The following is a 21,350-nucleotide window of genomic DNA, read 5'->3' as shown; positions in this document are numbered from 1 at the left end:
TACTACAAAATATAAAACCGCTTAGACAACTGTTTAAGCGGTTTTTTTATGCAAAAGTTCTATCTTGAAACAGAAACCAAAAAACAATGCACAACGATTATAAAAGCCCGGCCTTTAAAAAACTACTTGACTCGTTACAACAACAAAGTTGGGAGTTGGAGCTGCTAATTTCAGGTTTCGCAATTTTTGGCCTATTTACTGCTTATGAGCCTATTAAAATTGAAATGGCCAATGCCAGCAACGAACAACAAGTCTATGGATTCGTTATCTATTTTTTAGCACTTACCGCCTGTTCCATTCTTCTTTTCAATCTACTGTTACACGTTATTTTAAGAGGGCTTTGGATTGGTGCATTAGGCCTAAGATATGTCTCCGGAGATATTGAATTTGATAAATTAAAATATTCAGAGCGCTTTAAAAAATACCTAAGCAAAAGAATAGTTTCTTTTGATCGTTATATTGGCAGTCTTGAAAACTATTGTAGTGTTCTTTTTGCGGTTTCTTTTCTATTGATTTTTTATGTACTGGCACTAACAACAGTAATTATTACTATTGTTCTTATCGTAAATTTTATCTTAAAAAATGAAAACTTGCCAAATTGGATTTCTCAAGGTCTAGGTATTCCATTGTTAGTCTTTATCTGCTTGGGAATGTTTTTGACCTTTTTTGATTTTATTACCCAAGGCCTTTTGAAACGAAATAAATGGATTTCTAAATTTTATTTTCCTGTTTATTGGGTATTTAGCTTTTTGACCTTATCATTTTTATACCGACCTCTGGTTTATAATTTTTTAGATCATAAATTTGGAAAAAGGTTGATTCTTTTTCTTACCCCTATTTACTTATTGATTTTAGTAGTAGCATCATTAGAATATCAAAACTCTAATTTTCTTGATAATGAAAGGAACTCTTCTCCTCTATTTGCGAACAAAGAGAATTATTTGGATTTAATGACTGAAAATGAAGATTTTCCTGGTGACATAGTCATTCCATCAAAAATAATAAGAACACCATATCTACCTATTTTCATTCCATATCGCGAAAATTTAGAAGACCGAATTTTCGCCTATGATTCTACCATTACCCCTAAAAATGATAAAAGAGGGCTAGCTTCGGGAATTAATTTTGGAAATGACTGGGAAGATGAATGGGAAACTAGAAAGCAGCGAGATAGTATAAGAAAAAGGTATTTAGAAATATTTAATGAAACATATTCATTTAAAATTGATACTTTAAAATTAGATGAAGATTTTATTGTAACTACCAATAGTAAAGGTCAATTGGGTTTTGAAACGAATTTGAATATTAGGGAAATATCTGAGGGTAAACATGTATTACATTTAAATAGATTGCAGAAACAAAAAGATACCACTCAAACATTGACTGAGTCCCAAGTCCCCTTTTGGTATTTTAAAGAATAAATTATGAGTTACCCTTGGCATTTATACTTAATGGCTGCAATCTATATTTTTGCCGGTATCATGCACTTTATTAAGCCAAAGGTTTATCTACGAATTATGCCCCAGTATCTACCCAATCACAAAGCATTGGTTTTTTGGAGTGGAGTTGCTGAAATTATATTGGGAATTGGGCTTTGTTTTTCGGCAACTAAAAATTTTTCCATTTGGGGAATCATCGCAATGCTAATAATCTTTTTTGTTGTACATTTTTATATGCTCTCAAATGAAAAGGCAGCTGTTGGAGTACCAAAATGGATTTTAATTCTTAGAATTCCCTTACAATTTGCTTTAATATATTGGGCATCTAGGTACTTATTACTTTAGGCTATTCTGCTATCAAAATGCCTTTTCAATAAAATAGTTTGTATACAAAACATTAATCCGGCAAAAATGATAATGTAGACTACCGTTTTTGAAAACCGGAATTGGGAAAATAAATCATTTACCGAAGTACCTACCACGTTTAATCTATTTAAATAGCTCTGGTCAATTTCAGATAAGCCATATGAATTCAAAACAAAATATGTTACTGCTACAATTAAGGCAACGGCAAGTACAAAAATGGATTTTGGCAGTAATGGCTTATAAACAAAAAATGAATTTCGCTTAATAGGTAATCTTGCTATCACATTTTTGGTGAAATCTGTAGAAGGTGAATCTAAGCTATCTTCAATCATTAGCTTATCGATCAAATTTTTCAATTCTTTTTGGCTATCCATAATTTTCAATAATTCTAAGCGCTAATTTTTCTTTTAATATCAATGCCAAACGTGCTCTTGCTCTGAACAAACGTACTTTAACAGTGTTTTCTGCCAAATCTAAAATATCACTCAACTCTTTTAGACTTTTCTCTTCAAAATAAAAAAAAGTTATCAATGCAGCATCCTTAGAAGCTAATTGCTCAATGCATTTTCGTATCAACAATGATTTTTCACTTGCAATAATATCCTCTAAAGCATTACTGGTATCTTCTATTTCAAAACCTGTTATTTCATCTACTGATTTGTTCAAAAATTCTTTTTTATTCTTTTTTAATCGGTCAAGACAAGTATTGTACGCTATTCTATAAATCCAAGTTGAAAACTTAGAATCACCTTTAAAGTATTTTAATGACTTAAAAACCTTAATAAAAGTATCTTGTGCAACTTCTTCAGCCTCTTCAGTATTCTTTAACATCCTTAGTGCCACAGTATAGACCAAGTTTTTATGGCCATCCACAAGTTTAGAAAAAGCCTGTGAATCTCCATTTAGAATAGCATCGATATTTGGTTGGCTGCCCTTTTGTTCCATTCTATTCCATATGACGGTAATTAGTCCTGAAAGGTTACATCAAAATAAAAAATATAATTTTTGTAACCTGCATGAACAAACTGTCGTCATAAGTGGAAAATGAGTTTATTTATAATTTAAAAATCAATCATGGCAGAAGCAATTTTAATACCCATAAGTTTTTTTTTAACGTTATTTGCAATCCTATACCTCTACTTTTCCACTCGAAATAAAGAACGATTAGCGCTCATAGAAAAGGGTGTCGACGCAAATGTTTTTGTAAAAACCAAAGATTCAAATGATGTAGCGACTTGGAAAATATTTCTTATAAACTTTGCAATTTTACTAATAGGTATTGGAGTTGCAATTTTTATAGGCTCCATCCTAGAATCTACTTTAGGCTTAGATGAGGATATAGCCTATCCCGGCACCATATTCTTAATGGCCGGTATTAGTCTTTTAGTCGGATTTACAATGACAAAAAGATTAGAAAAATAGTTGAGCAGACCACAAATAAGAAAAAGCTATCGTATAAAACGATGGCTTTTTTTATCTTCAAGGTATGAAAGTCATTGCAACCAATATTGGCCAATCTACAACTGTTGATTGGCGAGGCAGAAAAATTCAAACTGGTATCTTTAAGTACCCTGTAAACGAACCTATTTTTTTAAAGAAAGAAGATGTAGCAAAAGATAACGTAATCGATAGAAAACACCATGGTGGTGAATTTAAAGCTTGTTACCTTTTTTCTTCGGACTATTATAATGATTGGAGAGAAAAATACCCTAATTTAAAATGGGACTGGGGTATGTTTGGTGAAAATCTCACCATAAAAGGCTTAGATGAGAACGGCATATTTATTGGTGATATTTATGAAATGGGCGATGCTATGGTTCAAATTACCGAGCCAAGACAACCATGCCATAAATTAGGTATTCGTTTTGGCGACCAAAAAGTAATCAAAGAATTTATTGATTATGGGCATTCCGGTACATATATTAAGATTTTAAAAGAAGGTCATGTAAAGGTCAATGATTCTTTGACTTTAAAAAAATCTTCAAATAATGGCTTAACCGTGCAACAATACAATGTTTTGGTCAATAGCCGTGACAAGGATTTAGATTTGGTCAAACTTGCGGTTGAAAATGAAGGCATTCGGTTTAAAAAGAGAGAAATATTAAAAAAATTATTGCAATAAAAAAGCCCTAACGTTTCCATTAGGGCCAAACTGACTAAATTAACTATAACTAAACTTACTTTACTGCAACTTTTTCTTTAAATGTTTTGTCGTTATCTATAATAACAACAGTATAGTTACCTTCATAGGCTTTTTCAAAGTTGAACGCCTTTTCAACAACTATATCACCTTCGATAACCTCTTTAAATACTATTCTTCCTTCGCTATCGATTACTTTAATTGTTACTTTCTCTTGATCTAAATTCAAAAGGTTAACAAATAATTTTTGTCCTTTTTTCTTAAAAACTGGATCTAGCTTTACGCTGATTAAGTTTTTTTCTACCTCTAAAGTCTTCTTTCCAAAAGTACTTTCAGGTCCGTTTGCCAAGCTTACTACTGTAGTAAACATTAAGGCCGCTACTAATGTGTTTTTCAAAATTGATGTCATAACACTCGTTTTTAGATTTGTAAATAAATTACACTGCAAACATACGCCTGTTGTATATGAGTAAACTACCTCAGTATTTTCCAATATCTGTGCTATTTTATCATAAAGAGTATGTTAAATACTCTTAAAAGTTAAAATAGAACATATTTTAGGTAATTTTGCATAGAACCTTTGTTTTGGTTAGGTATAATTTTACTTTATGGAAAAGACAATAACACTAAATAAACAGAAGCCTGCATTTGAAGCGATTGCACCAAATTTTGGGCATTCTTTCACCTATAAAAAGTATGAAGAAGGCAATGAAAATAAGTTTACTTCATGGCATTATCATCCAGAGCTTGAACTTGTTTACATTAATGGTGGCTCTGGAAAAAGGCAAATAGGAAGTCATGTTTCTTATTTTGGTGATGGTGATTTGATTCTAATTGGTTCTAATTTACCGCATTGCGGTTTTACCGATATATTGACAGGCAATAAAAGTGAAACCGTAATTCAAATGAAACCCGATTTTTTGGGAAATGACTTTTTCGAAATCCCAGAAATGAAAAATATTCAAAAGCTTTTTGACATTGCCAAAGGTGGTGTTGCTTTCAGTGGAAAAACCAAGAAAAAAGTTGGTGAAAAAATGGAAGTATTAGAATATCAAACCGATTTTCAACGATTACTATCCATATTGAACATCTTAAATGAGCTGAGCGCATCAGATGAGTATAAAGTACTTAATGCCGAAGGCTTTTCAATACAAACTGAAATTAAAGACAATGATAGAATCAATATTGTTTTCAACTTTGTCAAAACAAATTTTAAAGAACATATCAGTCTTGACGAAATAGCAGATTTAGTAAGTATGACAGTACCATCATTTAGCCGATACTTTAAAAAAATTACAAATAAAACTTTTGTGCAATTTGTTAATGAGTATCGTTTGGTTCATGCTTCAAAACTTTTGGCTGAACAAACAATGAGTATCACCGAAGTGAGCTTTGAAAGCGGTTTTAATAATTTTTCGCATTTCAATAAATCTTTCAAGGCATTTACCGGTCAAAATCCTTCAGAATATCGCAATCAACTGAAAGCAGTTTTGAGATAAAATGGAGTTGTTTGGTAATAAGATAACTTTAGATTTACCCAAGTCGGATATTTGTTACCATCCAAACTTTATACACCCTCACAAAGCCAATTACTATTTTGAAAAATTAAAAAATGAGGTGCCATGGCAACAAGATGACATTTCGGTTTTTGGAAAAACTTATACGCAACCAAGATTAACGGCTTTATATGCAAATAACGATAAGCCTTACTCTTATTCCAATGTTACCATGCATCCACATCTCTTTAATAATGAACTCTTAGAGATAAAATTAGCAATTGAAGATTTGGTCAATACACAATTTACCACCTGTCTTTTAAATTTATATCGTGATGGTCAAGATAGTAATGGCTGGCATGCCGATGATGAAAAAGAATTGGGTAAAAACCCAACTATTGCATCAATAACATTAGGACAAGAGCGCTTCTTTCATTTAAGAAATAAAGAAGATAGAAATCTTAAGCATAAATTGCTTTTGAAACATGGGAGTTTATTGCTAATGCAGGGAGAAACACAACATTATTGGCAACATCAAATTGCTAAAACTTCCAAGCCGATTGGGAGTCGTATTAATTTGACCTTTAGAGTCATTAGATAAATTTAATGTTTATCATACTAAAAATTTATTTATCAGAGTACTCTTATAATAAGATGAAGAAGAAATTTACAGAACGAGAATTAGATTGTATTATAGAAATGGCTTGGGAAGATCGAGCACTATTTGATACTATTACCTTTCAATTCAAAATTTCAGAACAAGACACTATAGAAATTATGCGTCGAGAGATGAAACCCAGTAGATTTAGAATGTAGAGCACATGTGGGGAGGTTCAAATGTTCTCGTCAACGACATATTTCTGGGAATAAGGTGTCAAAAAGGTAAAATCTAACTAAAAATTTCATTTAAAACCTTAGCCAAGCGAAAGCCCCCTTTTTGCAGTTGCTTGAATAGCATATCATTGTATTTATAAGCGTATTTAAACCGTAGCTTTTCCCCAACTCTTATTGAATCGTATACCTCGGCGGCTAATTGATGTGTCTCGTCGACCCAATCATAAATAGTGCCGGCTTGAAGAATTCTTATTTCTTTTTTTGCGACACTTCCCTCTAGCTCATCACCTAACTCATAATACGTCATTCCATAAGAGTTAATAAGGTTTGAATCCCATAAGCGATGTAGATTGGTACCTTCATCAAACCATTGTATTTGTATATCATTGCCCCCTCGGTCATCTCCCCTACTAGCATGCATTGGCTGGTGCATATCCCCAATTAGGTGGATGAGCATTTTCAAATAAAAGACCTTATTTTCTTTCGAACTGGTCTTATCAGTAAGGATTCTTTTGCAGTTTTCAATTCCCATAACCACATCACCAAACTTACTTTTTTCTGAGTCTTCATATCGCAAATTAAGGGGGTAATTGACATAGTGCCATGGCGAAAACATAGAAAAACTTCTATCTGCCTTAATTTCATCAGCAAAAGTCGAAGCAAATGCTAAACTATGGCCATCCAATAAATCATCGACCGCCTTTCTAGCTTTTCTGGTCAAATGCTTTTCTGCTATATGACCAGTAACTCTATGACCGGTTTTTGACCAAATCATATTAGCATTACAGGTTATGCAGATAAAGAAATTACAAATCAAAAGAAACCGCATTGCCTTTATTTTTCGGTAAAAGTAACATCAAAATCCTTTACACATCTATGATTTCGTAAATATTCATGTTTTCATAACAGTTGTAAAGTTTAATTGAATTTAATATATTTATGATATCATTTTAATATCATATAATTTTTATACTATGTCAAACGAAAAAATAGTAGCTCCCCTTAATGGCTACTTTATGCTATTTATAAGCTTATTACTTTTTATTGGGGGAATAGTAGCTTTAATAAACACTGAATCTCCGTGGTTCGCATTTAGTATTTTTTTTGGGATAGTTACTGCTCTTGGTTTGGTCTTGGTCAATCCAAACAGTTCAAGGGTCCTACTACTATTCGGAAAATACGTAGGTACCATTAAAAAGAACGGTTTATATTGGGTCAACCCGCTATATTCAAAAAAGAAAATCTCATTGCGCGCCAGTAACTTTGATAGCGAGCGTCTTAAAGTCAATGATAAATTAGGTAACCCGATAATGATCAGCACCATTTTGGTTTGGCGGGTCACCGATACGTATAAGGCAGCCTTTGATGTAGATGATTACAAAAACTTTGTTCGTGTTCAAACTGACGCGGCCGTTCGTAAGTTGGCAAGTATGTACCCCTATGATAATTTTGCCGACGAAGGTATTGAAGAAGACATCACACTGCGTTCAAGTGTAAACGAGGTAAGTGAAGCCCTAGAAAAAGAGATTCAAGATAGGCTTGAAATGGCTGGCATTGAAGTTTTAGAAGCTAGGATTGGTTATCTTGCTTATGCTCAAGAAATTGCCAATGCAATGCTTAAAAGACAGCAAGCTACTGCAATTGTTGCTGCAAGACATAAAATTGTGGAAGGTGCTGTGAGCATGGTAGAGATGGCTTTGGCAGAGTTAAGCGAAAAACAAATTGTAGATTTAGACGAAGAAAGAAAAGCAGCCATGGTCAGTAATCTTATGGTAGTTTTATGCTCAGATAAAGACGCTTCACCAGTTTTAAATACGGGAACCTTAAACCACTAAAATAAGGCATTGAAGAAAAAAGCTTTCGCTTTGCGAGTAAATGAAAACATGCTAAAAGCTATTGAAAAATGGGCTAATGACGAATTTCGTAGTACCAATGGCCAAATTGAATGGATGCTAATGAAAAGTTTGAAAGATGCCAAACGAGAACCAAAAAATAAAAGACCAGAAAAAGAGTAACCCTTTTTACATTTTTTTAACGTAGCTAAAGCTTAAATTTGGGCGACTAATTCAAACCGATCTATGGCAAAGACTCATGCCTCGCTTTTTTTTCTGCTACTCTGTATCCAACTAAATGCTCAAAATCAACAAAAATCTTTCACAGTAAAACTTATTACCGATGAGATTAAAATAGATGGTATTCTTGATGAGGCTATTTGGGATACTGCTGAAAGTGCTAAAGATTTTCACCAATATTTCCCTTCAGATTCCATTTTAGCACTACAACAGACAGATATCAAAATGCTATATAGCAAAACCACACTATATATAGCTATTAAAGGGAATGCCCAGGGAAAAGATTTTCTAACTAATTCATTACAACGCGATTTTAGAGGCGGAGGTATAGACCAGGTAAGTTTAGTTTTTGACACTTTTAATGATGGTACCAATGCCTTCCTTTTTGGAATAAATCCTTTTGGGGTCAGAAGAGAAGCTTTAATTTCTGGAGGCGGAACTGCCAGAAATGGTTTTACAACTTCTTGGGATGTAAAATGGCGAGGTGAATCTAAAATAAATGACGACCATTTTATTGCTGAAATAGCAATACCATTGACTTCTTTTAAATTTAAAGAAGGTGAGACCAAGTTCCGTTTTAACAGCTACCGTCTTGACATGCAAACAAATGAACGCACTACTTGGATTAAAATCCCGCAAAACCAATTCATTTTTAGTTTGGCATTTATGGGCGATATGATTTTTGAAAAGCCTTTGGGAAAATCAAGAACACCTCTTGCTCTAATCCCATATTTGAATGGTATTAGTGCAAAAGATTTTGAAAACAATGAAAGTCTGAATAATTTTAAAGTTGGGGCAGACGCAAAAATAGCTGTAGGTAATAGTTTAAATCTTGATTTAACCATTAACCCAGATTTTTCTACAGTCGAAGTTGACAATTTTATCACCAATCTCACTCGCTTTGAGGTAGCTTTACCAGAACGCCGTCAGTTTTTTGTAGATAATAATGACCTTTTTGGGAGTTTTGGTGGTGGAAGAGATGCCAATCCTTTCTTTTCACGCAGAATTGGTATTGCTGTTGACACAGCCGACAACACCATTGAAAATAGAATTATTGGAGGCTTGCGGCTAAGTGGAAAATTAAATCAAAATCTTCGATTAGGATTCTTGAACATTCAAACAGAAGAGGATGCTGAAAATGAGATAGCATCTAATAATAATATGATGTTTGCTTTGCAGCAAAAGTTGTTTTCAAGGTCTAACTTAGGGGTGTTCTTTATCAATAGGCAAGCCATTAATGCAGCTTCTTTTTTACCTGAGGATAAAGAATATAATCGCGTAGTTGGTTTAGACTATAACTTGGCCTCCGCGGATAACAGCTGGACAGGTAAATTTTATGCCCATAAGTCATTTCAACCTGAAGATAATGAAGGTAATTATTCATTAGGCTTCAACCTGGGAAAAAACACCCGTAATTTTTCAGCGATTGTTGATGCTGTTTCAATTGATGAAGAATTCAATTCAGACTTAGGTTTTATTAGGCGAAAAGATATTTTTAAAATCGCCAATATTTTTGAGGGGCGATATTGGCCAAAAAAAGGAAAAATAAATCGATATCAAGCACAGCTCTTTAACGTGGTGACCTGGCGTCCAGGCTTAGATTTTAGGAATACTGATTACGATATTTCATTAGAAACTTCTGCAGAATTTAAGACATTGGAACGTCTTCGAATTAGGTATGGAAAACGATTCGTATACTTAACGGATGAGTTTGAGCCCACTGGTAAAGATAATGCAGTACCATTACCCGCGAATCAAGGTTATCATTTTAGCAATGTCTCTTTGGGTTTTGAATCAGACAATCGAAAACTCTTTGCTTTTGCTATACAACCAAGTTATGGAAGTTTCTTTAATGGTAATCGTTATTCTGTTGAAACCCAATTTACTTTGCGATTTATTCCTAAAATCAACATTGGGTTTAACGCACAATATGACCATATTGAATTGCCAACCCCCTACTCCAGTGCGGATATATGGCTAATTAGCCCGAGAGCAAACATTACTTTTAGTAAATCTTTGTTTTGGTCTACTCTAATTCAATATAGCAACCAAAGAGATAATCTGGGCATAAATTCAAGGCTACAATGGCGTTTTGCACCTTTATCTGATCTTTTTATTGTCTATAATGACAATTACTTCGTGAACTCCTTTATGCCAAGAAGCCGCTCAATAAATCTAAAATTGACCTACTGGCTTAATATCTAAGTGCTCAAAAAACTTAACCATCTATTGATGAAGGTTTCATTATAGTCAACAGATTTTATCAATTTTTTTTTGGGATTTTTTTAACGCCCCTAAAGCTTAAATTTGAACGCTAATTCAAATGTACCTATGTCGAAAATTTACGTTTCGCTAGCATTTTTGCTTGTTTTCTTTCAAAGTTTTACTCAAAACAACCCTAAATCATTTACTGTAAAGTTCATTGAAGATGAAATCAAAATTGATGGGATATTAGATGAACCCATTTGGGAATCAGCGGAAAGCGCCAATAATTTTCAGCAGTATTTTCCATCAGACTCTATTCTAGCCGTTCAACAATCCGATATTAAAATGCTATACAGCAATACGACTTTGTACGTGGGTATAACGGTTTATACAGCAGGCGATGATTACGTAGTTCCGTCATTACAACGTGATTTTAGGGCTGGTGGTAATGATAACATCAGTATCATGTTCGATACGTTTAACGATGGCACCAATGCCTTTTTATTTGGTTCAAACCCTTATGGTGTAAGACGAGAAGCTTTGATTTCTGGTGGAGGATTTGATTTGAACGGATTTACAACATCTTGGGATGTAAAATGGCGAGGTGAATCAAAAATTTACGACGGGTATTATATTACCGAATGGGCAATTCCATTGACCTCTTTTAAATTTAAAGAAGGTGAAACCAAATGGCGAATGAACAGTTATCGTTTTGATACGCAATCAAATGAAACCAGTACATGGATGGAGATTCCTCAAAACCAATTAATTTTCAGTCTAGCTTTTATGGGCGATATGGTTTTTGAAAAACCTTTGGGTAAGTCAAGAACCCCTATTGCATTAATACCATATGTAAATACGATAAGTGCTAAAGACTTTGAAAACAATGAAAACCTGAACACCTTAACTGTGGGAGGTGATGCAAAAATATCCGTTGGGAATAGTTTAAATCTGGACCTAACAATAAATCCAGATTTTTCTACAGTTGAAGTAGACAATTTTATTACAAACCTCACTCGATTCGAAGTTGCACTTCCAGAAAGACGACAGTTCTTCGTAGACAACAATGACCTTTTTGCAAGTTTTGGAAATAGACGTGATGCGAATCCCTTCTTTTCAAGACGTATCGGTATCGCTGAAGACATTGATGGTGAAAGTGTTGAGAATGGTATTATTGGTGGCATACGATTAAGTGGTAAGCTTAATGAAGATTGGCGCTTGGGGCTTTTAAATCTTCAAACTGAAGAAGACTTATCAAATGAAATAGCAAGTAATAATAATACTGTATTCGCGCTGCAAAAAAAGATGTTTTCTAGATCAAATCTTAGTTTCATTTTTGTTAACAGAGAAACTTTTAAAGATTATGATTTCGTTGAAGAAACGGATAGATACAATAGAGTAGTTGGTCTAGATTATAACTTGGCTTCAGCAGATAATACGTGGGTAGGCAAATTTTACTTTCATAAGTCTTTTGCGAACGACATTGGTGACGATGACAGTTCCACAGGTATAGACTTACGATACAATTCAAGAAATATAAATTTTGGTTTAAGAGGCAATTATGTTGGTAATGACTTCAGGTCTGATTTAGGTTTTGTTAGACGCACAGATATTATTGCCGCGCGACCATTTGCAGAGTATAATTTTTGGCCAAAGAAAGGAAAATTGAATTCGCATGGTTTTAGAATTAGTCCTAACTTTATTTGGAGGCCAACTCTTGATTATCAAAATACGGATTATACCATTTTTAGTTCCTGGGGTGCGCAATTCAAGCAGCAAGAAGAGATATCTATAAGAATGTTTAACAGATTCACTTTTCTAACAGATACTTTTGACCCTACCGGTACTGATGGAGCTATAGAATTGCCGGCTGACGTGGGTTATTATTACACGTCTTTTGAGTTGCAATATCAATCAGACAGAAGAAAAACATTCTCTTATTCTTTAGAACCTCAATATGGAGATTTTTACAATGGAACTCGTTTTTCACTTGAAGGAGACATGAGTTTACGCTTACAGCCGAAAGTGTTTTTATCATTGAATTTAAATTATGATAAGATTACGTTACCAGACCCTTTTCCAAGTGCTGATTTATGGTTGATTAGCCCCAGAATAAATATTACTTTCAATAAATCTGTTTTCTGGTCAACTCTAGTTCAATACAGTAACCAGCGCGATAATCTTGGCTTCAACTCTCGCCTGCAATGGCGTTTTGCCCCACTATCGGATTTATTTATAGTTTATAATGACAACTATTTTGTAGATACCTTTATGCCCAGAAGCCGCTCAATAAACTTAAAGTTTACGTATTGGCTTAATATATAGCTCATTCTGATTTTGCTATATTTGGAGAAATAGCAACAACCCTATGAACCAACTACCATTTACCGAAGATACTTTAATCTTTGGTCTTCTTGCACTATGTTTAGGCTTTGTCTTTTATACCTCTTCAAAAAAAAACACTTTTTGGGAAAAATTTTATTCCATTGTACCCACCGTGTTAATGTGCTATTTATTACCGTCTATTTTGGCAAGTAGTGGGATTATCGATGAGAAAAGTTCGCAATCTTATTATATCGCAAGTCGCTATTTATTACCTGCAGCTTTAATACTTATGACCTTAAGTATTGACTTAAAAGCAATCTTAAATCTTGGTTCAAAAGCCTTAATTATGTTTTTAACAGGTACTGCAGGTATTATTATTGGTGGGCCAATTGCTATTCTTACGGTTTCCATTTTTTCACCCGAAACGGTCGGCGGAGTTGGTCCAGATGCAGTTTGGAGAGGTTTGGCAACTATTGCTGGTAGCTGGATTGGTGGTGGTGCCAACCAGGCCGCTATGTTAGAAGTTTTCGAATTCAATCAAGAAAAATATGGAGGAATGGTCTTGATAGATATTGTAGTAGCAAATCTCTGGATGGCAGTCATCTTACTAGGAGTTGGGAAAACCAAAAAAATTGATACTTGGTTAAAAGCTGATACTTCCTCGATTGAAGCCCTTAAAATAAAAGTATCAGAACATACCGCCAAAATTGCAAGAGTAACCTCGCTTCATGATTTTATGATGCTATTACTATATGCTTTTGCGGGAGTTGGTCTTGCTCATTTTCTTGGAAATCATTTTGCGGAATTCCTAGAAAACACTTTTGAAGTAATCAGGGATAAAGAAAAAGTATTGTCATCTCTTGGTTCAAAATTTCTTTGGATGGTCGTATTTGCTACCGTAATCGGCATAGGGCTTTCTTTTACAAAAGCCAAGAATTATGAAGGTGCTGGTGCCAGTAAAATCGGGAGTGTTTTTATTTATATTTTAGTTGCTACCATCGGAATGAAAATGGACTTGGGCGCTGTCTTTGAAAATCCAGGTTTGATAGCTATTGGTCTTATTTGGATTACAATTCATGCAGGACTCTTAATTATAGTAGCTAAAATTATTAAAGCTCCCTTCTTCTTTTTAGCAGTTGGTAGCCAAGCTAATGTTGGTGGTGCGGCATCTGCTCCTGTGGTTGCCGCGGAGTTTCATCCGTCTTTGACGTCAGTAGGTATTTTATTAGCGGTTTTTGGATATGTGGTCGGTACAGGAGGCGCTTATTTATGCGCTCTTTTAATGGAAGTCGCTTCAAAAGTTTAAAAAGACAAACACTTTCTCGATATTTGCGCTTCTAAATTTTAAAAATGAAAAGATTAGTTCTAGCAATTGTTCTGTTAACCCTTATAGGTGCATGTGAAGAAACCTCAGAAAGAACCATGAATGTTACTGGCAACATTGCTGGTCTTAAAAAGGGAACGCTCTATTTACAGCACTTTCAAGACTCTTCTTTGATCAATTTAGATTCTTTGGAGATAAAAGGGAATGGTAATTTCACATTTACTCAAGAGCTTGAGAGCCCTGAAATTTTCTATTTATACTTAGATAAAGCAGATAATAATGATATAAACGATAGAATTACCTTCTTTGGTGAACCTGGAAATATATCAATTAAAACAGCATGGAATACAGTTGATACCAATACTGAAATTAACGGTTCTAAATCGCATGAATCGTTCTCTAAATTTAAAGCTATGTTGTCAAAGTTCAATACTCGCGATATTGAAGTTTTTCAAACCAGTCTTTTGCCTGAGCTGAAAGACAATGCCAAGGCATTGGATTCACTTGCTGCAATTAGTCAAAAAAATGCAATCAGAAAGTATCAGTATGTTCTTAACTTTAGCCTCAATAACCCTGACTCATATATTACGCCTTATGTAGCCCTGACCGAAGCATCGGACGCAAATCCAAAATATTTAGATTCTATTCATAATAATCTAAGCCAAAAAGTAGCAGATTCTAAGTACGGTAAAGCTTTAAAAGAGTATTTAGAAAGATTAAATAGGTAATTCTTTAACTTCCTAAGGCATTTAACTTTTCTACCAATTCTGTAGCTTTTGTTTCTAGTTCGGTACGAACCGATTTGAAATGTGCTTTTTTATCTTCGGCTTTGGTATTCACTTTGTCCATCAAATAGTCAAAAGTATCAATAGCCTTATCTACTAAAGCAGAGCCTTCTTCAGAATTTTTATTGTTCGTCGCAGCCTCCCACTGATAAACCGCTTCTATAATATCGCCAAGAACAAAATTGATGTCCTTTTTTAAATCGCGAATACTAGCCATAATATCGTTTTAATCAAAAGTACTACTAAATTGTTACTTCTAAAAGCTGTGCTCCGTTAGTTATGATTTCAAGTTTCTGGGCTGATGCAGGTATCAATACTGTTTCTCCCTTTTTAAAGTCAATAATGCCATTTTCGGTGGTAATTTTCCCTTTACCACTAACGCACATCAGAATAGTAAAAGAGTCCCTTAAACCTATATCTTGTGACATATCTTTTGTAAGATGTAAAGAATTGGTCTTAAAGTAAGGACAATCTACCATTTGATTTACTTTGTCCTTATCAGTACCATATAGAACCTTGAAATCATCTTTCTTAGAATAGTCAATCGCATCTAATGCCAAATCAGTATGTAATTCCCTAAGATTCCCATTTTTATCCTTTCGATTAAAATCGAAAACCCTGTACGTAACATCTGAAGTCTGTTGAATTTCAGCCAAAAGCACACCTGCACCAATGGCATGTATTTTTCCAGTATTAATAAAGAAAGTATCCCCTTCTTTCACTTCTTCATAATTCAAAAGTTCTAGCAGCGTATTGTCTTCAAGGCTATTTTTATATGTCTCTTTCTCGACATCCTTATTGAAACCTACAATCAAATTTGCACCGGAATCAGCATCCATAATGTACCACATCTCTGTTTTTCCAAAGGAGTTATGGCGCTCTTTTGCCAACTCATCATTAGGATGTAGTTGTATAGATAAATCTTTTTTTGCGTCAATAAATTTTATTAAAATAGGAAAATCATGACCAAAGCGTTCCACCACATTTTTTCCTAACAATGCCTCAGCTTGTTTGTTAATCAAGTATTGCAACGAGGTTCCTTTTAAATCCCCATTTGCAATTACTGAAACGTCACCTTTTACTGTCGAAAGCTCCCAACTCTCTCCCGTAATATCACTTTCTATAGGTTTGTTCAAAACATCTTTTAGTTTAGTACCGCCCCAAAGACGCTCTTTTAGAATGGGCTCAAATTTTAAAGGGTAAAGATTCATGTTTTTATTATATAAGTTTAGCCTAAGTAAGTGACAAAGTTCCGAGGTGTTTCATACAAAATTATCTCTAGTTCATTTTCTGGATTGATATGTGGTCGAAGCCGATTCCATATAACAACTGCAATATTTTCAGCTGTTGGGTTCAAACTTGCAAAATCAGGTACGTCTAAATTTAGATTTTTATGGTCAAAAGCCTCTTCAACTCTATCTTTGATCAAATCTTTAAGAACTTTCATATCCATTACATAGCCTGTTTCTGGGTCGATTACACCAGTTACGCTAACTATCAAATCATAGTTATGACCATGAAATCTAGGGTTATTGCACTTACCAAAGACTTCATCATTTTTTTTGCTGCCCCATTCAGGATTATATAACCGATGCGCAGCATTAAAACTTGCCTTTCTACTAACTTTTACGCGCATGGTTCAGAATTTTTAATCAAATAATCATAAAATCTATCAAAAATTATCTTAAACCAAGCCGTATATTTATCTGGGTTTTCAGCAATATCTTCTTTGATAGCTTCAGGATGCATCCATTTCCAGTTTGCTACTTCCTCAAGATTTATTTTGGGTTCTTGATTAGAATAACCAATCATCACGTGATCAAACTCATGTTCCGTAAGGCCATTATCAAAAGGAGCCTTATATATAAATGAAAAGAGTTCTTTCAGTTCAACCATAAAACCCATCTCCTCCATTAACCTTCGTTTACCAGCTTCGATATTGGTTTCACCATCTCGTTGATGACTACAACAAGTGTTTGTCCAAAGTAAAGGAGAGTGATATTTATGGGCCGCACGCTGCTGCAGCATAATCTCTCGTTTTTCGTTCAACACAAAAACCGAAAAAGCCCTATGAAGAATTGCTTTTTCATGAGCCTCCATTTTGGGCATTAAACCTATTTGTCGATTATTTTCATCAACAAGAACAACTTTCTCTTCCATTAGGTAAAAATATAACCTTTAAAGGAAATTCATCAATCCTTTTGGTTATAAAATATTATGCTTTCATAAGTAAAATCTAGAAGAAGCGAGGTGATTTTAGATTACCTACCGCTCTAATAAAATCGTAACGCAATACAATTTCAAAAGAACCATCATTGAAAGTAGTAGCTCCTAAATCGGTAATCTCTCTGTCGTAAGCAATGCCAATTAGAAACTGGTCGGATATTTGAAAACCTGCTAAGCCACTAAAAGCAGCATCCCATCTATAAGCTGCTCCGACAACAAATTTTTCATTAAACATAAAATTAGCTGAAACATCTACCTGTAATGGAGCTCCTTGAGTAGCCTTAGCCAAAACTGCTGGTTTAAATTTTAAAAAGGCATTTAAATCCCAAACATAGCCCGTAATAAAATACCAATTCATCTGTTCAGCAGCAGTTGATAAAGATGATTCATCAAAATGTGTAGTTTCTAAAAACCTTGGAATAGAAAGGCCTGCGTAAAAATTTTGTGTATGATAATATACCCCGGCACCAACATTAGGTGAAAAGCGGTTATCAATATTTTGTTGTAGTGTAGGATCTGGACCTTGACCGCCATCCTGATTTAGTTCTGAAAATTTTACATCCAGCAAATGCGCGCTTGCCTTTAAACCAAAACTAAGTTTTCCCTCTATACCAGTTAGAACCGTATAAGAAAAATCTAAATCGAAATACGTTTCTGAAGTCGGTCCTATAATGTCATTAACAAATGATAGTCCAGCTCCAACACCTCTATATCCTAAAGGGGTATGAATATTTAATGTTTGGGTTTCTGGCGCGCCGTCTAAACCTACCCATTGTGCACGATATAATGCACCAATACTCATATGCCCACGAGAACCTGCATATGCAGGGTTTACACTTACAGTATTGTACATATATTGTGTATACTGTGCATCTTGTTGGGACACTATAGAATTGCATGACAATACTATCAATAACAAACCTAGTCGTACAAATCCTTTTTTTAGTCTCTTCTCCACAGCTTTTTCTTTTACCTATTAATGTATATGTAACCTGATAATTGTTTCATACTACCTGTTAGGTCTTCGTAATCTATGATATAGAAATACGTACCAACAGGAAGTTTGTTGTCTTGATCAATGGTAACCCTACCTGTAGAGGTACCATCAAAGACATTGCCTGAGGAGTTATAGGACTTGGTTATGAAAACCTGTACGCCCCATCTATTATAAATTTTAACGGTATTGTTTGGGTAATCTTCTATGTTTGCTATTCGAAGTACATCATGAATACCATCACCGTTTGGAGTTAGTACATTAAATACTTCTATTTCATCTACTTGAGTTGGACCCAAATCTGGGTCTAAATAATTAGGAACCCCATCCTGATCTGAATCATCATTGGCGAAATTACCATCAGCGTTCAAATCTTCATCAATTGTTTCAATTCCATCATCATCATCATCTAAATCCCTATAGTCAGGTTCTCCATCTTGATCGGTATCTGGTAAATCAGAACTTGGGTCATCTATCTCATCATTTATGTCATCATCAATCTGGGTATCGCCTTCATAACCATCATCAAGACCATCCATATCTTTATCAGACCCCGTCCAAACTAAATCTGGAGCGCCATCTTGATCAAAATCGTGGGCTTCTATATTGTCGGGCACACCGTCACCATCACTATCATCATCAACATAGTCAGGCAATCCATCACCATCAGTATCAATAGGAATCAAACCGATATTACCATTGCCTTCATAAGCATCATCAAGACCATTAGTATTCAAATCTTCTCCACTCGGTGAAATATATCCAATCGTATCTTGAGATTCAATATTATCAGGAATACCATCATCATCACTATCAATATCTAAATAGTCAGGAATACTGTCTCCATCCGTATCTGTTGGGTCAGTTGCAGGGTTATTATCCCCATCAAGATTTAAATCTTCAAAACTGTCAATGATGCCATCATTATCCGCATCAATGTTTGATACCGTATTATCAGTTACAATTATAGTAATGGTTGCCGTATCACAATTACCTTGATCATCACAAACCGTATAATCAAAACTATCTGTTCCAATAAATCCTGGATTCGGAACATAATCGATATCATCGTCTGATGGATTATTTGGTGTGCTATTATCATTCAATACAACAGTTCCGTTGGCTGGGTCGGTATTTGTAAACGTGCCTACATTTGGCAGGTCATTGTCATTTAAACTCCATGGGATATTAATTGTAACATCTTCATCTGTAGTTACAGAATCGTCAAAAGTATCGACTATAGGAAGTACGTCAATGGTTACGGTAGCTGAACTGCAATCGCCAGAAGAATTGCAAACCGTATAATCAAAGGAATCTTGACCATTGTAGTCTGGGTCTGGGATATAAGTTACTATATCATCTGTTGGGTCGTTTGGTGTCCCATTGTTATCAATAATTACGGAACCATTCGCAGGATCAGTTGTAGTTAAAGTACCTGTTGCCGGTAAATCAGAATCATTATCGAAAATTGGGACTACAATGGATTCGTCTTCGTTGACAGAAATTAAATCATCAACAAGATTTGCTGCCTGATTTAAACAAACCACCGTAAATCTCGGTAATTCTATTGAATTTCCTGCTTTAGTAATTGTTGCTATATAACGTTCTACATCTTCTGTAGCTGTTACGGTCGGTTGTAATTGGTCTCCCATTAACGTTGGATTCCAACTGGCAGTTGCCGTTGCAGGAACATTTGCTGTGATATCTAGAGTAACTTGATTATCTGGTACAGTACAATCAGTTAAGATAAAATAGCCTGTGGCATTTGAACCGCACAAAGTACCATCATAAGTAGCGAAATAGATACCAGGTTGTGTAGCTTCGTAAAATGAACTTGTTCCCAAAACAGTTGAAGTATCTTGCGCTTCGTACCATTGGTAATTATTCTCATCACCGGTATTCGGAGCCTGTAGCAAAAACTGTGCATTGGAAACCAGCATACCGAGCATTACAAAGGTAATACCGAGGATACTTGTTTTATATATATTTAAATTTTTCAAATCGATTTGGGGTCGTTTTTGACTAAATTATTTTACAACAAATACCACGTTAATTAATGAGTTGTAGTCAGCTGGTGGATTAAATATTTCATAGGACAAAACACCAGATGTATTAATCGACATATTTTGAACAGCACTTCCATTGCCAAATACATCAACATCTGCTTCAGTCACATAATAATAGAGTTCAGTCCTACCATATGTAGGTATGTCAACTGCCTCGCTAGAAGCGACTGGGGAGTCAAATTGGTCAAGATAGGCCTGATAAAGGTCAACACTTCCCGTCCCATTTGTTGAAGCATCAATAGCAATTGAAGGCGGATAAAAAATTCTACCAGAAGCTGATGTTATTGGGGCTATTGCTTGTAAAGCCTGTTCAACTGTTGTTTCATCAGTGGGCGAAGAAACACCTCCTTCATCCATATCAATTGGGGTAATCAGATCAACTTCACCGGCATTTTGTGTATCTGTAGTCACCCAACCTGATGTAGTATACATATATACTTTTTGGTCATCGATAATAAAAACAGATGAGCCTATATTTGGTGAAGTAATCGTGGCCATTTCTGCAGCTGTTAACTGAGGAATACTAGGTATGGAAGTACCTTCTATTTGTGCTTTTACTGATATACAGAAAACAAATAATCCAATGGTTATTATTGTTTTTCTCATTATTTAAACTTCTTGTTAGTGTTTGATTTTATGGAATTACGATTACAATAAACATAAATTCGAGATCGATATCGTCTTTTTGTGTTGAACCATTATCGCTATCACCTATATTAATTTTAAAACCAGTTGTCTGTTGATCATAATAGGTAATCCCTGGGTCATCATAGTCAGCTCCTGTATTACCAGGGCAATCTCCTCCACAATCTAATGTTGCTACCTGAATAATGTAATTCGCATTTGCAAGTGCTGTTGAAAAAGTGACCTGGTAATCACCTTCAGTATCTGCTGTAACTCTGGCAACTGTTGCACCATAAATAGATATTGCAGTTCCAGTTCCTGCAACTTTACCAGTAGCATAAATTTTTGGCATTGCGTCTAAAGCACTGAGTGCCGCTTGTACCGTTGTTTCATCTGTACCATCTTCGTTTAGGTCAACATCAGTAGCTAAATCAACTTCATCAGCTTCTTGGTC

At 34.8% G+C, this 21,350-nt stretch carries 24 protein-coding genes and 1 pseudogene; 13 read left to right on the top strand and 12 right to left on the bottom strand.

The genetic code is table 11. The annotated features are described in order from the left end of the window. Positions 1-86 precede the first annotated feature (86 nt). Positions 87-1,421 carry a hypothetical protein gene (locus tag RM706_RS07760; RefSeq protein WP_311350488.1) on the top strand — a complete coding sequence of 445 codons (1,335 nt, stop codon included), beginning with the start codon at positions 87-89 and terminating at the stop codon, positions 1,419-1,421. Positions 1,422-1,424: 3 nt separating this feature from the next. After that, positions 1,425-1,784, top strand: a complete 360-nt coding sequence (locus RM706_RS07755; protein ID WP_311350487.1) for a DoxX family protein — start codon at positions 1,425-1,427, stop codon at positions 1,782-1,784. Here RM706_RS07755 and RM706_RS07750 read toward each other — a convergent pair. After that, positions 1,781-2,179: a hypothetical protein gene (locus RM706_RS07750; protein ID WP_311350486.1), complete on the bottom strand. Its 399-nt coding sequence runs from the start codon at positions 2,177-2,179 to the stop codon at positions 1,781-1,783. The two genes, RM706_RS07755 and RM706_RS07750, sit on opposite strands and share 4 nt — an antisense overlap. Then, positions 2,172-2,750, bottom strand: a complete 579-nt coding sequence (locus RM706_RS07745) for an RNA polymerase sigma factor (protein WP_311350485.1) — start codon at positions 2,748-2,750, stop codon at positions 2,172-2,174. Before RM706_RS07745 ends, RM706_RS07750 begins: the two co-directional genes overlap by 8 nt. Positions 2,751-2,879: 129 nt before the next feature. Between RM706_RS07745 and RM706_RS07740 the strand changes: the two genes are divergently transcribed. Beyond that, entirely contained in the window at positions 2,880-3,227 is a 348-nt protein-coding gene (locus RM706_RS07740; protein ID WP_311350484.1) for a DUF6249 domain-containing protein, read from the top strand. A 64-nt stretch (positions 3,228-3,291) separates the two neighbouring features. Next, positions 3,292-3,927, top strand: a complete 636-nt coding sequence (locus tag RM706_RS07735) for an MOSC domain-containing protein (protein WP_311350483.1) — start codon at positions 3,292-3,294, stop codon at positions 3,925-3,927. Positions 3,928-3,982: 55 nt separating this feature from the next. On the opposite strand, the gene RM706_RS07730 is transcribed toward RM706_RS07735, so the two are convergent. Beyond that, complete coding sequence (locus tag RM706_RS07730; RefSeq protein WP_311350482.1) at positions 3,983-4,354, bottom strand: T9SS type A sorting domain-containing protein; 372 nt, start codon at positions 4,352-4,354, stop codon at positions 3,983-3,985. Between the two features lie 199 nt (positions 4,355-4,553). On the opposite strand from RM706_RS07730, the gene RM706_RS07725 reads away from it, so the two are divergent. From RM706_RS07725 to RM706_RS07715, 3 genes and pseudogenes are all read left to right on the top strand, one after another. Further along, positions 4,554-5,444, top strand: a complete 891-nt coding sequence (locus tag RM706_RS07725; RefSeq protein WP_311350481.1) for an AraC family transcriptional regulator — start codon at positions 4,554-4,556, stop codon at positions 5,442-5,444. Between the two features lies 1 nt (position 5,445). Further along, complete coding sequence (locus RM706_RS07720) at positions 5,446-6,042, top strand: alpha-ketoglutarate-dependent dioxygenase AlkB family protein (RefSeq protein WP_311350480.1); 597 nt, start codon at positions 5,446-5,448, stop codon at positions 6,040-6,042. A gap of 53 nt (positions 6,043-6,095) precedes the next feature. Then, positions 6,096-6,327, top strand: a pseudogene (locus RM706_RS07715) (DUF2805 domain-containing protein). Positions 6,328-6,330: 3 nt separating this feature from the next. Here RM706_RS07715 and RM706_RS07710 read toward each other — a convergent pair. Continuing rightward, on the bottom strand, positions 6,331-7,050 hold the full coding sequence (locus tag RM706_RS07710) for a S1/P1 nuclease (protein WP_311350479.1): 720 nt from the start codon (positions 7,048-7,050) through the stop codon (positions 6,331-6,333). 199 nt (positions 7,051-7,249) lie between these two features. Between RM706_RS07710 and RM706_RS07705 the strand changes: the two genes are divergently transcribed. The 6 genes from RM706_RS07705 to RM706_RS07680 all read left to right on the top strand — a co-directional run bounded on the left by RM706_RS07705 (position 7,250) and on the right by RM706_RS07680 (position 14,929). After that, complete coding sequence (locus RM706_RS07705) at positions 7,250-8,110, top strand: SPFH domain-containing protein (RefSeq protein WP_311350478.1); 861 nt, start codon at positions 7,250-7,252, stop codon at positions 8,108-8,110. Between the two features lie 48 nt (positions 8,111-8,158). Beyond that, entirely contained in the window at positions 8,159-8,290 is a 132-nt protein-coding gene (locus tag RM706_RS07700; RefSeq protein ID WP_311351997.1) for a type II toxin-antitoxin system antitoxin, read from the top strand. 63 nt (positions 8,291-8,353) lie between these two features. Further along, complete coding sequence (locus tag RM706_RS07695; RefSeq protein WP_311350477.1) at positions 8,354-10,552, top strand: DUF5916 domain-containing protein; 2,199 nt, start codon at positions 8,354-8,356, stop codon at positions 10,550-10,552. A gap of 126 nt (positions 10,553-10,678) precedes the next feature. Then, the gene (locus RM706_RS07690) at positions 10,679-12,877 is read left to right on the top strand and encodes a DUF5916 domain-containing protein (protein WP_311350476.1); all 2,199 of its coding nucleotides are present in this window, start codon (positions 10,679-10,681) and stop codon (positions 12,875-12,877) included. Positions 12,878-12,920: 43 nt separating this feature from the next. After that, positions 12,921-14,183 (top strand): DUF819 family protein, encoded by a 1,263-nt coding sequence (locus RM706_RS07685; RefSeq protein WP_311350475.1) that lies wholly within the window; start codon positions 12,921-12,923, stop codon positions 14,181-14,183. Between the two features lie 44 nt (positions 14,184-14,227). Further along, entirely contained in the window at positions 14,228-14,929 is a 702-nt protein-coding gene (locus RM706_RS07680; RefSeq protein ID WP_311350474.1) for a DUF4369 domain-containing protein, read from the top strand. Positions 14,930-14,933: 4 nt separating this feature from the next. On the opposite strand, the gene RM706_RS07675 is transcribed toward RM706_RS07680, so the two are convergent. The 8 genes from RM706_RS07675 to RM706_RS07640 all read right to left on the bottom strand — a co-directional run. Further along, the gene (locus RM706_RS07675; protein ID WP_311350473.1) at positions 14,934-15,203 is read right to left on the bottom strand and encodes a hypothetical protein; all 270 of its coding nucleotides are present in this window, start codon (positions 15,201-15,203) and stop codon (positions 14,934-14,936) included. Between the two features lie 25 nt (positions 15,204-15,228). Then, positions 15,229-16,197 (bottom strand): type I phosphomannose isomerase catalytic subunit, encoded by a 969-nt coding sequence (locus RM706_RS07670; protein WP_311350472.1) that lies wholly within the window; start codon positions 16,195-16,197, stop codon positions 15,229-15,231. A gap of 17 nt (positions 16,198-16,214) precedes the next feature. After that, entirely contained in the window at positions 16,215-16,622 is a 408-nt protein-coding gene (locus tag RM706_RS07665) for a 6-pyruvoyl trahydropterin synthase family protein (RefSeq protein ID WP_311350471.1), read from the bottom strand. Further along, a complete protein-coding gene (gene idi, locus RM706_RS07660; protein ID WP_311350470.1) occupies positions 16,613-17,146 on the bottom strand; it encodes an isopentenyl-diphosphate Delta-isomerase in 534 nt (177 codons plus the stop codon). The genes RM706_RS07665 and idi overlap by 10 nt, the downstream gene beginning before the upstream one ends. Before the next feature lie 76 nt (positions 17,147-17,222). Continuing rightward, positions 17,223-18,131 (bottom strand): PorP/SprF family type IX secretion system membrane protein, encoded by a 909-nt coding sequence (locus tag RM706_RS07655; RefSeq protein ID WP_432264975.1) that lies wholly within the window; start codon positions 18,129-18,131, stop codon positions 17,223-17,225. Positions 18,132-18,181: 50 nt separating this feature from the next. Continuing rightward, a complete protein-coding gene (locus tag RM706_RS07650; RefSeq protein WP_311351995.1) occupies positions 18,182-20,155 on the bottom strand; it encodes a T9SS type B sorting domain-containing protein in 1,974 nt (657 codons plus the stop codon). A 78-nt stretch (positions 20,156-20,233) separates the two neighbouring features. After that, complete coding sequence (locus tag RM706_RS07645) at positions 20,234-20,878, bottom strand: restriction endonuclease subunit S domain-containing protein (protein WP_311350468.1); 645 nt, start codon at positions 20,876-20,878, stop codon at positions 20,234-20,236. 28 nt (positions 20,879-20,906) lie between these two features. Beyond that, positions 20,907-21,350: hypothetical protein (locus RM706_RS07640; RefSeq protein ID WP_311350467.1), on the bottom strand; the 444-nt coding region annotated here is incomplete at its 5' end.

The sequence above is a fragment of the Croceitalea rosinachiae genome, assembly GCF_031846445.1.
Taxonomy (GTDB): domain Bacteria; phylum Bacteroidota; class Bacteroidia; order Flavobacteriales; family Flavobacteriaceae; genus Croceitalea; species Croceitalea rosinachiae.
The sequence above is the reverse complement of the archived record's forward strand: the minus strand, read 5'-3'. Positions and strand labels throughout refer to the sequence as shown.

What these genes read in the sequence shown, in the direction of transcription:
- RM706_RS07680 (WP_311350474.1), top strand. Translation starts at nt 14,228, where the DNA reads ATGAAAAGATTAGTTCTAGCAATTGTTCTGTTAACCCTTATAGGTGCA.
- RM706_RS07755 (WP_311350487.1), top strand. Translation starts at nt 1,425, where the DNA reads ATGAGTTACCCTTGGCATTTATACTTAATGGCTGCAATCTATATTTTT.
- RM706_RS07700 (WP_311351997.1), top strand. Translation starts at nt 8,159, where the DNA reads ATGCTAAAAGCTATTGAAAAATGGGCTAATGACGAATTTCGTAGTACC.
- RM706_RS07685 (WP_311350475.1), top strand. Translation starts at nt 12,921, where the DNA reads ATGAACCAACTACCATTTACCGAAGATACTTTAATCTTTGGTCTTCTT.
- RM706_RS07735 (WP_311350483.1), top strand. Translation starts at nt 3,292, where the DNA reads ATGAAAGTCATTGCAACCAATATTGGCCAATCTACAACTGTTGATTGG.
- RM706_RS07670 (WP_311350472.1), bottom strand. Translation starts at nt 16,197, where the DNA reads ATGAATCTTTACCCTTTAAAATTTGAGCCCATTCTAAAAGAGCGTCTT.
- RM706_RS07745 (WP_311350485.1), bottom strand. Translation starts at nt 2,750, where the DNA reads ATGGAACAAAAGGGCAGCCAACCAAATATCGATGCTATTCTAAATGGA.
- RM706_RS07705 (WP_311350478.1), top strand. Translation starts at nt 7,250, where the DNA reads ATGTCAAACGAAAAAATAGTAGCTCCCCTTAATGGCTACTTTATGCTA.
- RM706_RS07720 (WP_311350480.1), top strand. Translation starts at nt 5,446, where the DNA reads ATGGAGTTGTTTGGTAATAAGATAACTTTAGATTTACCCAAGTCGGAT.
- RM706_RS07675 (WP_311350473.1), bottom strand. Translation starts at nt 15,203, where the DNA reads ATGGCTAGTATTCGCGATTTAAAAAAGGACATCAATTTTGTTCTTGGC.
- RM706_RS07740 (WP_311350484.1), top strand. Translation starts at nt 2,880, where the DNA reads ATGGCAGAAGCAATTTTAATACCCATAAGTTTTTTTTTAACGTTATTT.
- RM706_RS07645 (WP_311350468.1), bottom strand. Translation starts at nt 20,878, where the DNA reads ATGAGAAAAACAATAATAACCATTGGATTATTTGTTTTCTGTATATCA.
- RM706_RS07710 (WP_311350479.1), bottom strand. Translation starts at nt 7,050, where the DNA reads ATGATTTGGTCAAAAACCGGTCATAGAGTTACTGGTCATATAGCAGAA.
- RM706_RS07725 (WP_311350481.1), top strand. Translation starts at nt 4,554, where the DNA reads ATGGAAAAGACAATAACACTAAATAAACAGAAGCCTGCATTTGAAGCG.
- RM706_RS07690 (WP_311350476.1), top strand. Translation starts at nt 10,679, where the DNA reads ATGTCGAAAATTTACGTTTCGCTAGCATTTTTGCTTGTTTTCTTTCAA.
- RM706_RS07750 (WP_311350486.1), bottom strand. Translation starts at nt 2,179, where the DNA reads ATGGATAGCCAAAAAGAATTGAAAAATTTGATCGATAAGCTAATGATT.
- RM706_RS07665 (WP_311350471.1), bottom strand. Translation starts at nt 16,622, where the DNA reads ATGCGCGTAAAAGTTAGTAGAAAGGCAAGTTTTAATGCTGCGCATCGG.
- idi (WP_311350470.1), bottom strand. Translation starts at nt 17,146, where the DNA reads ATGGAAGAGAAAGTTGTTCTTGTTGATGAAAATAATCGACAAATAGGT.
- RM706_RS07650 (WP_311351995.1), bottom strand. Translation starts at nt 20,155, where the DNA reads ATGCTCGGTATGCTGGTTTCCAATGCACAGTTTTTGCTACAGGCTCCG.
- RM706_RS07760 (WP_311350488.1), top strand. Translation starts at nt 87, where the DNA reads ATGCACAACGATTATAAAAGCCCGGCCTTTAAAAAACTACTTGACTCG.
- RM706_RS07730 (WP_311350482.1), bottom strand. Translation starts at nt 4,354, where the DNA reads ATGACATCAATTTTGAAAAACACATTAGTAGCGGCCTTAATGTTTACT.
- RM706_RS07695 (WP_311350477.1), top strand. Translation starts at nt 8,354, where the DNA reads ATGGCAAAGACTCATGCCTCGCTTTTTTTTCTGCTACTCTGTATCCAA.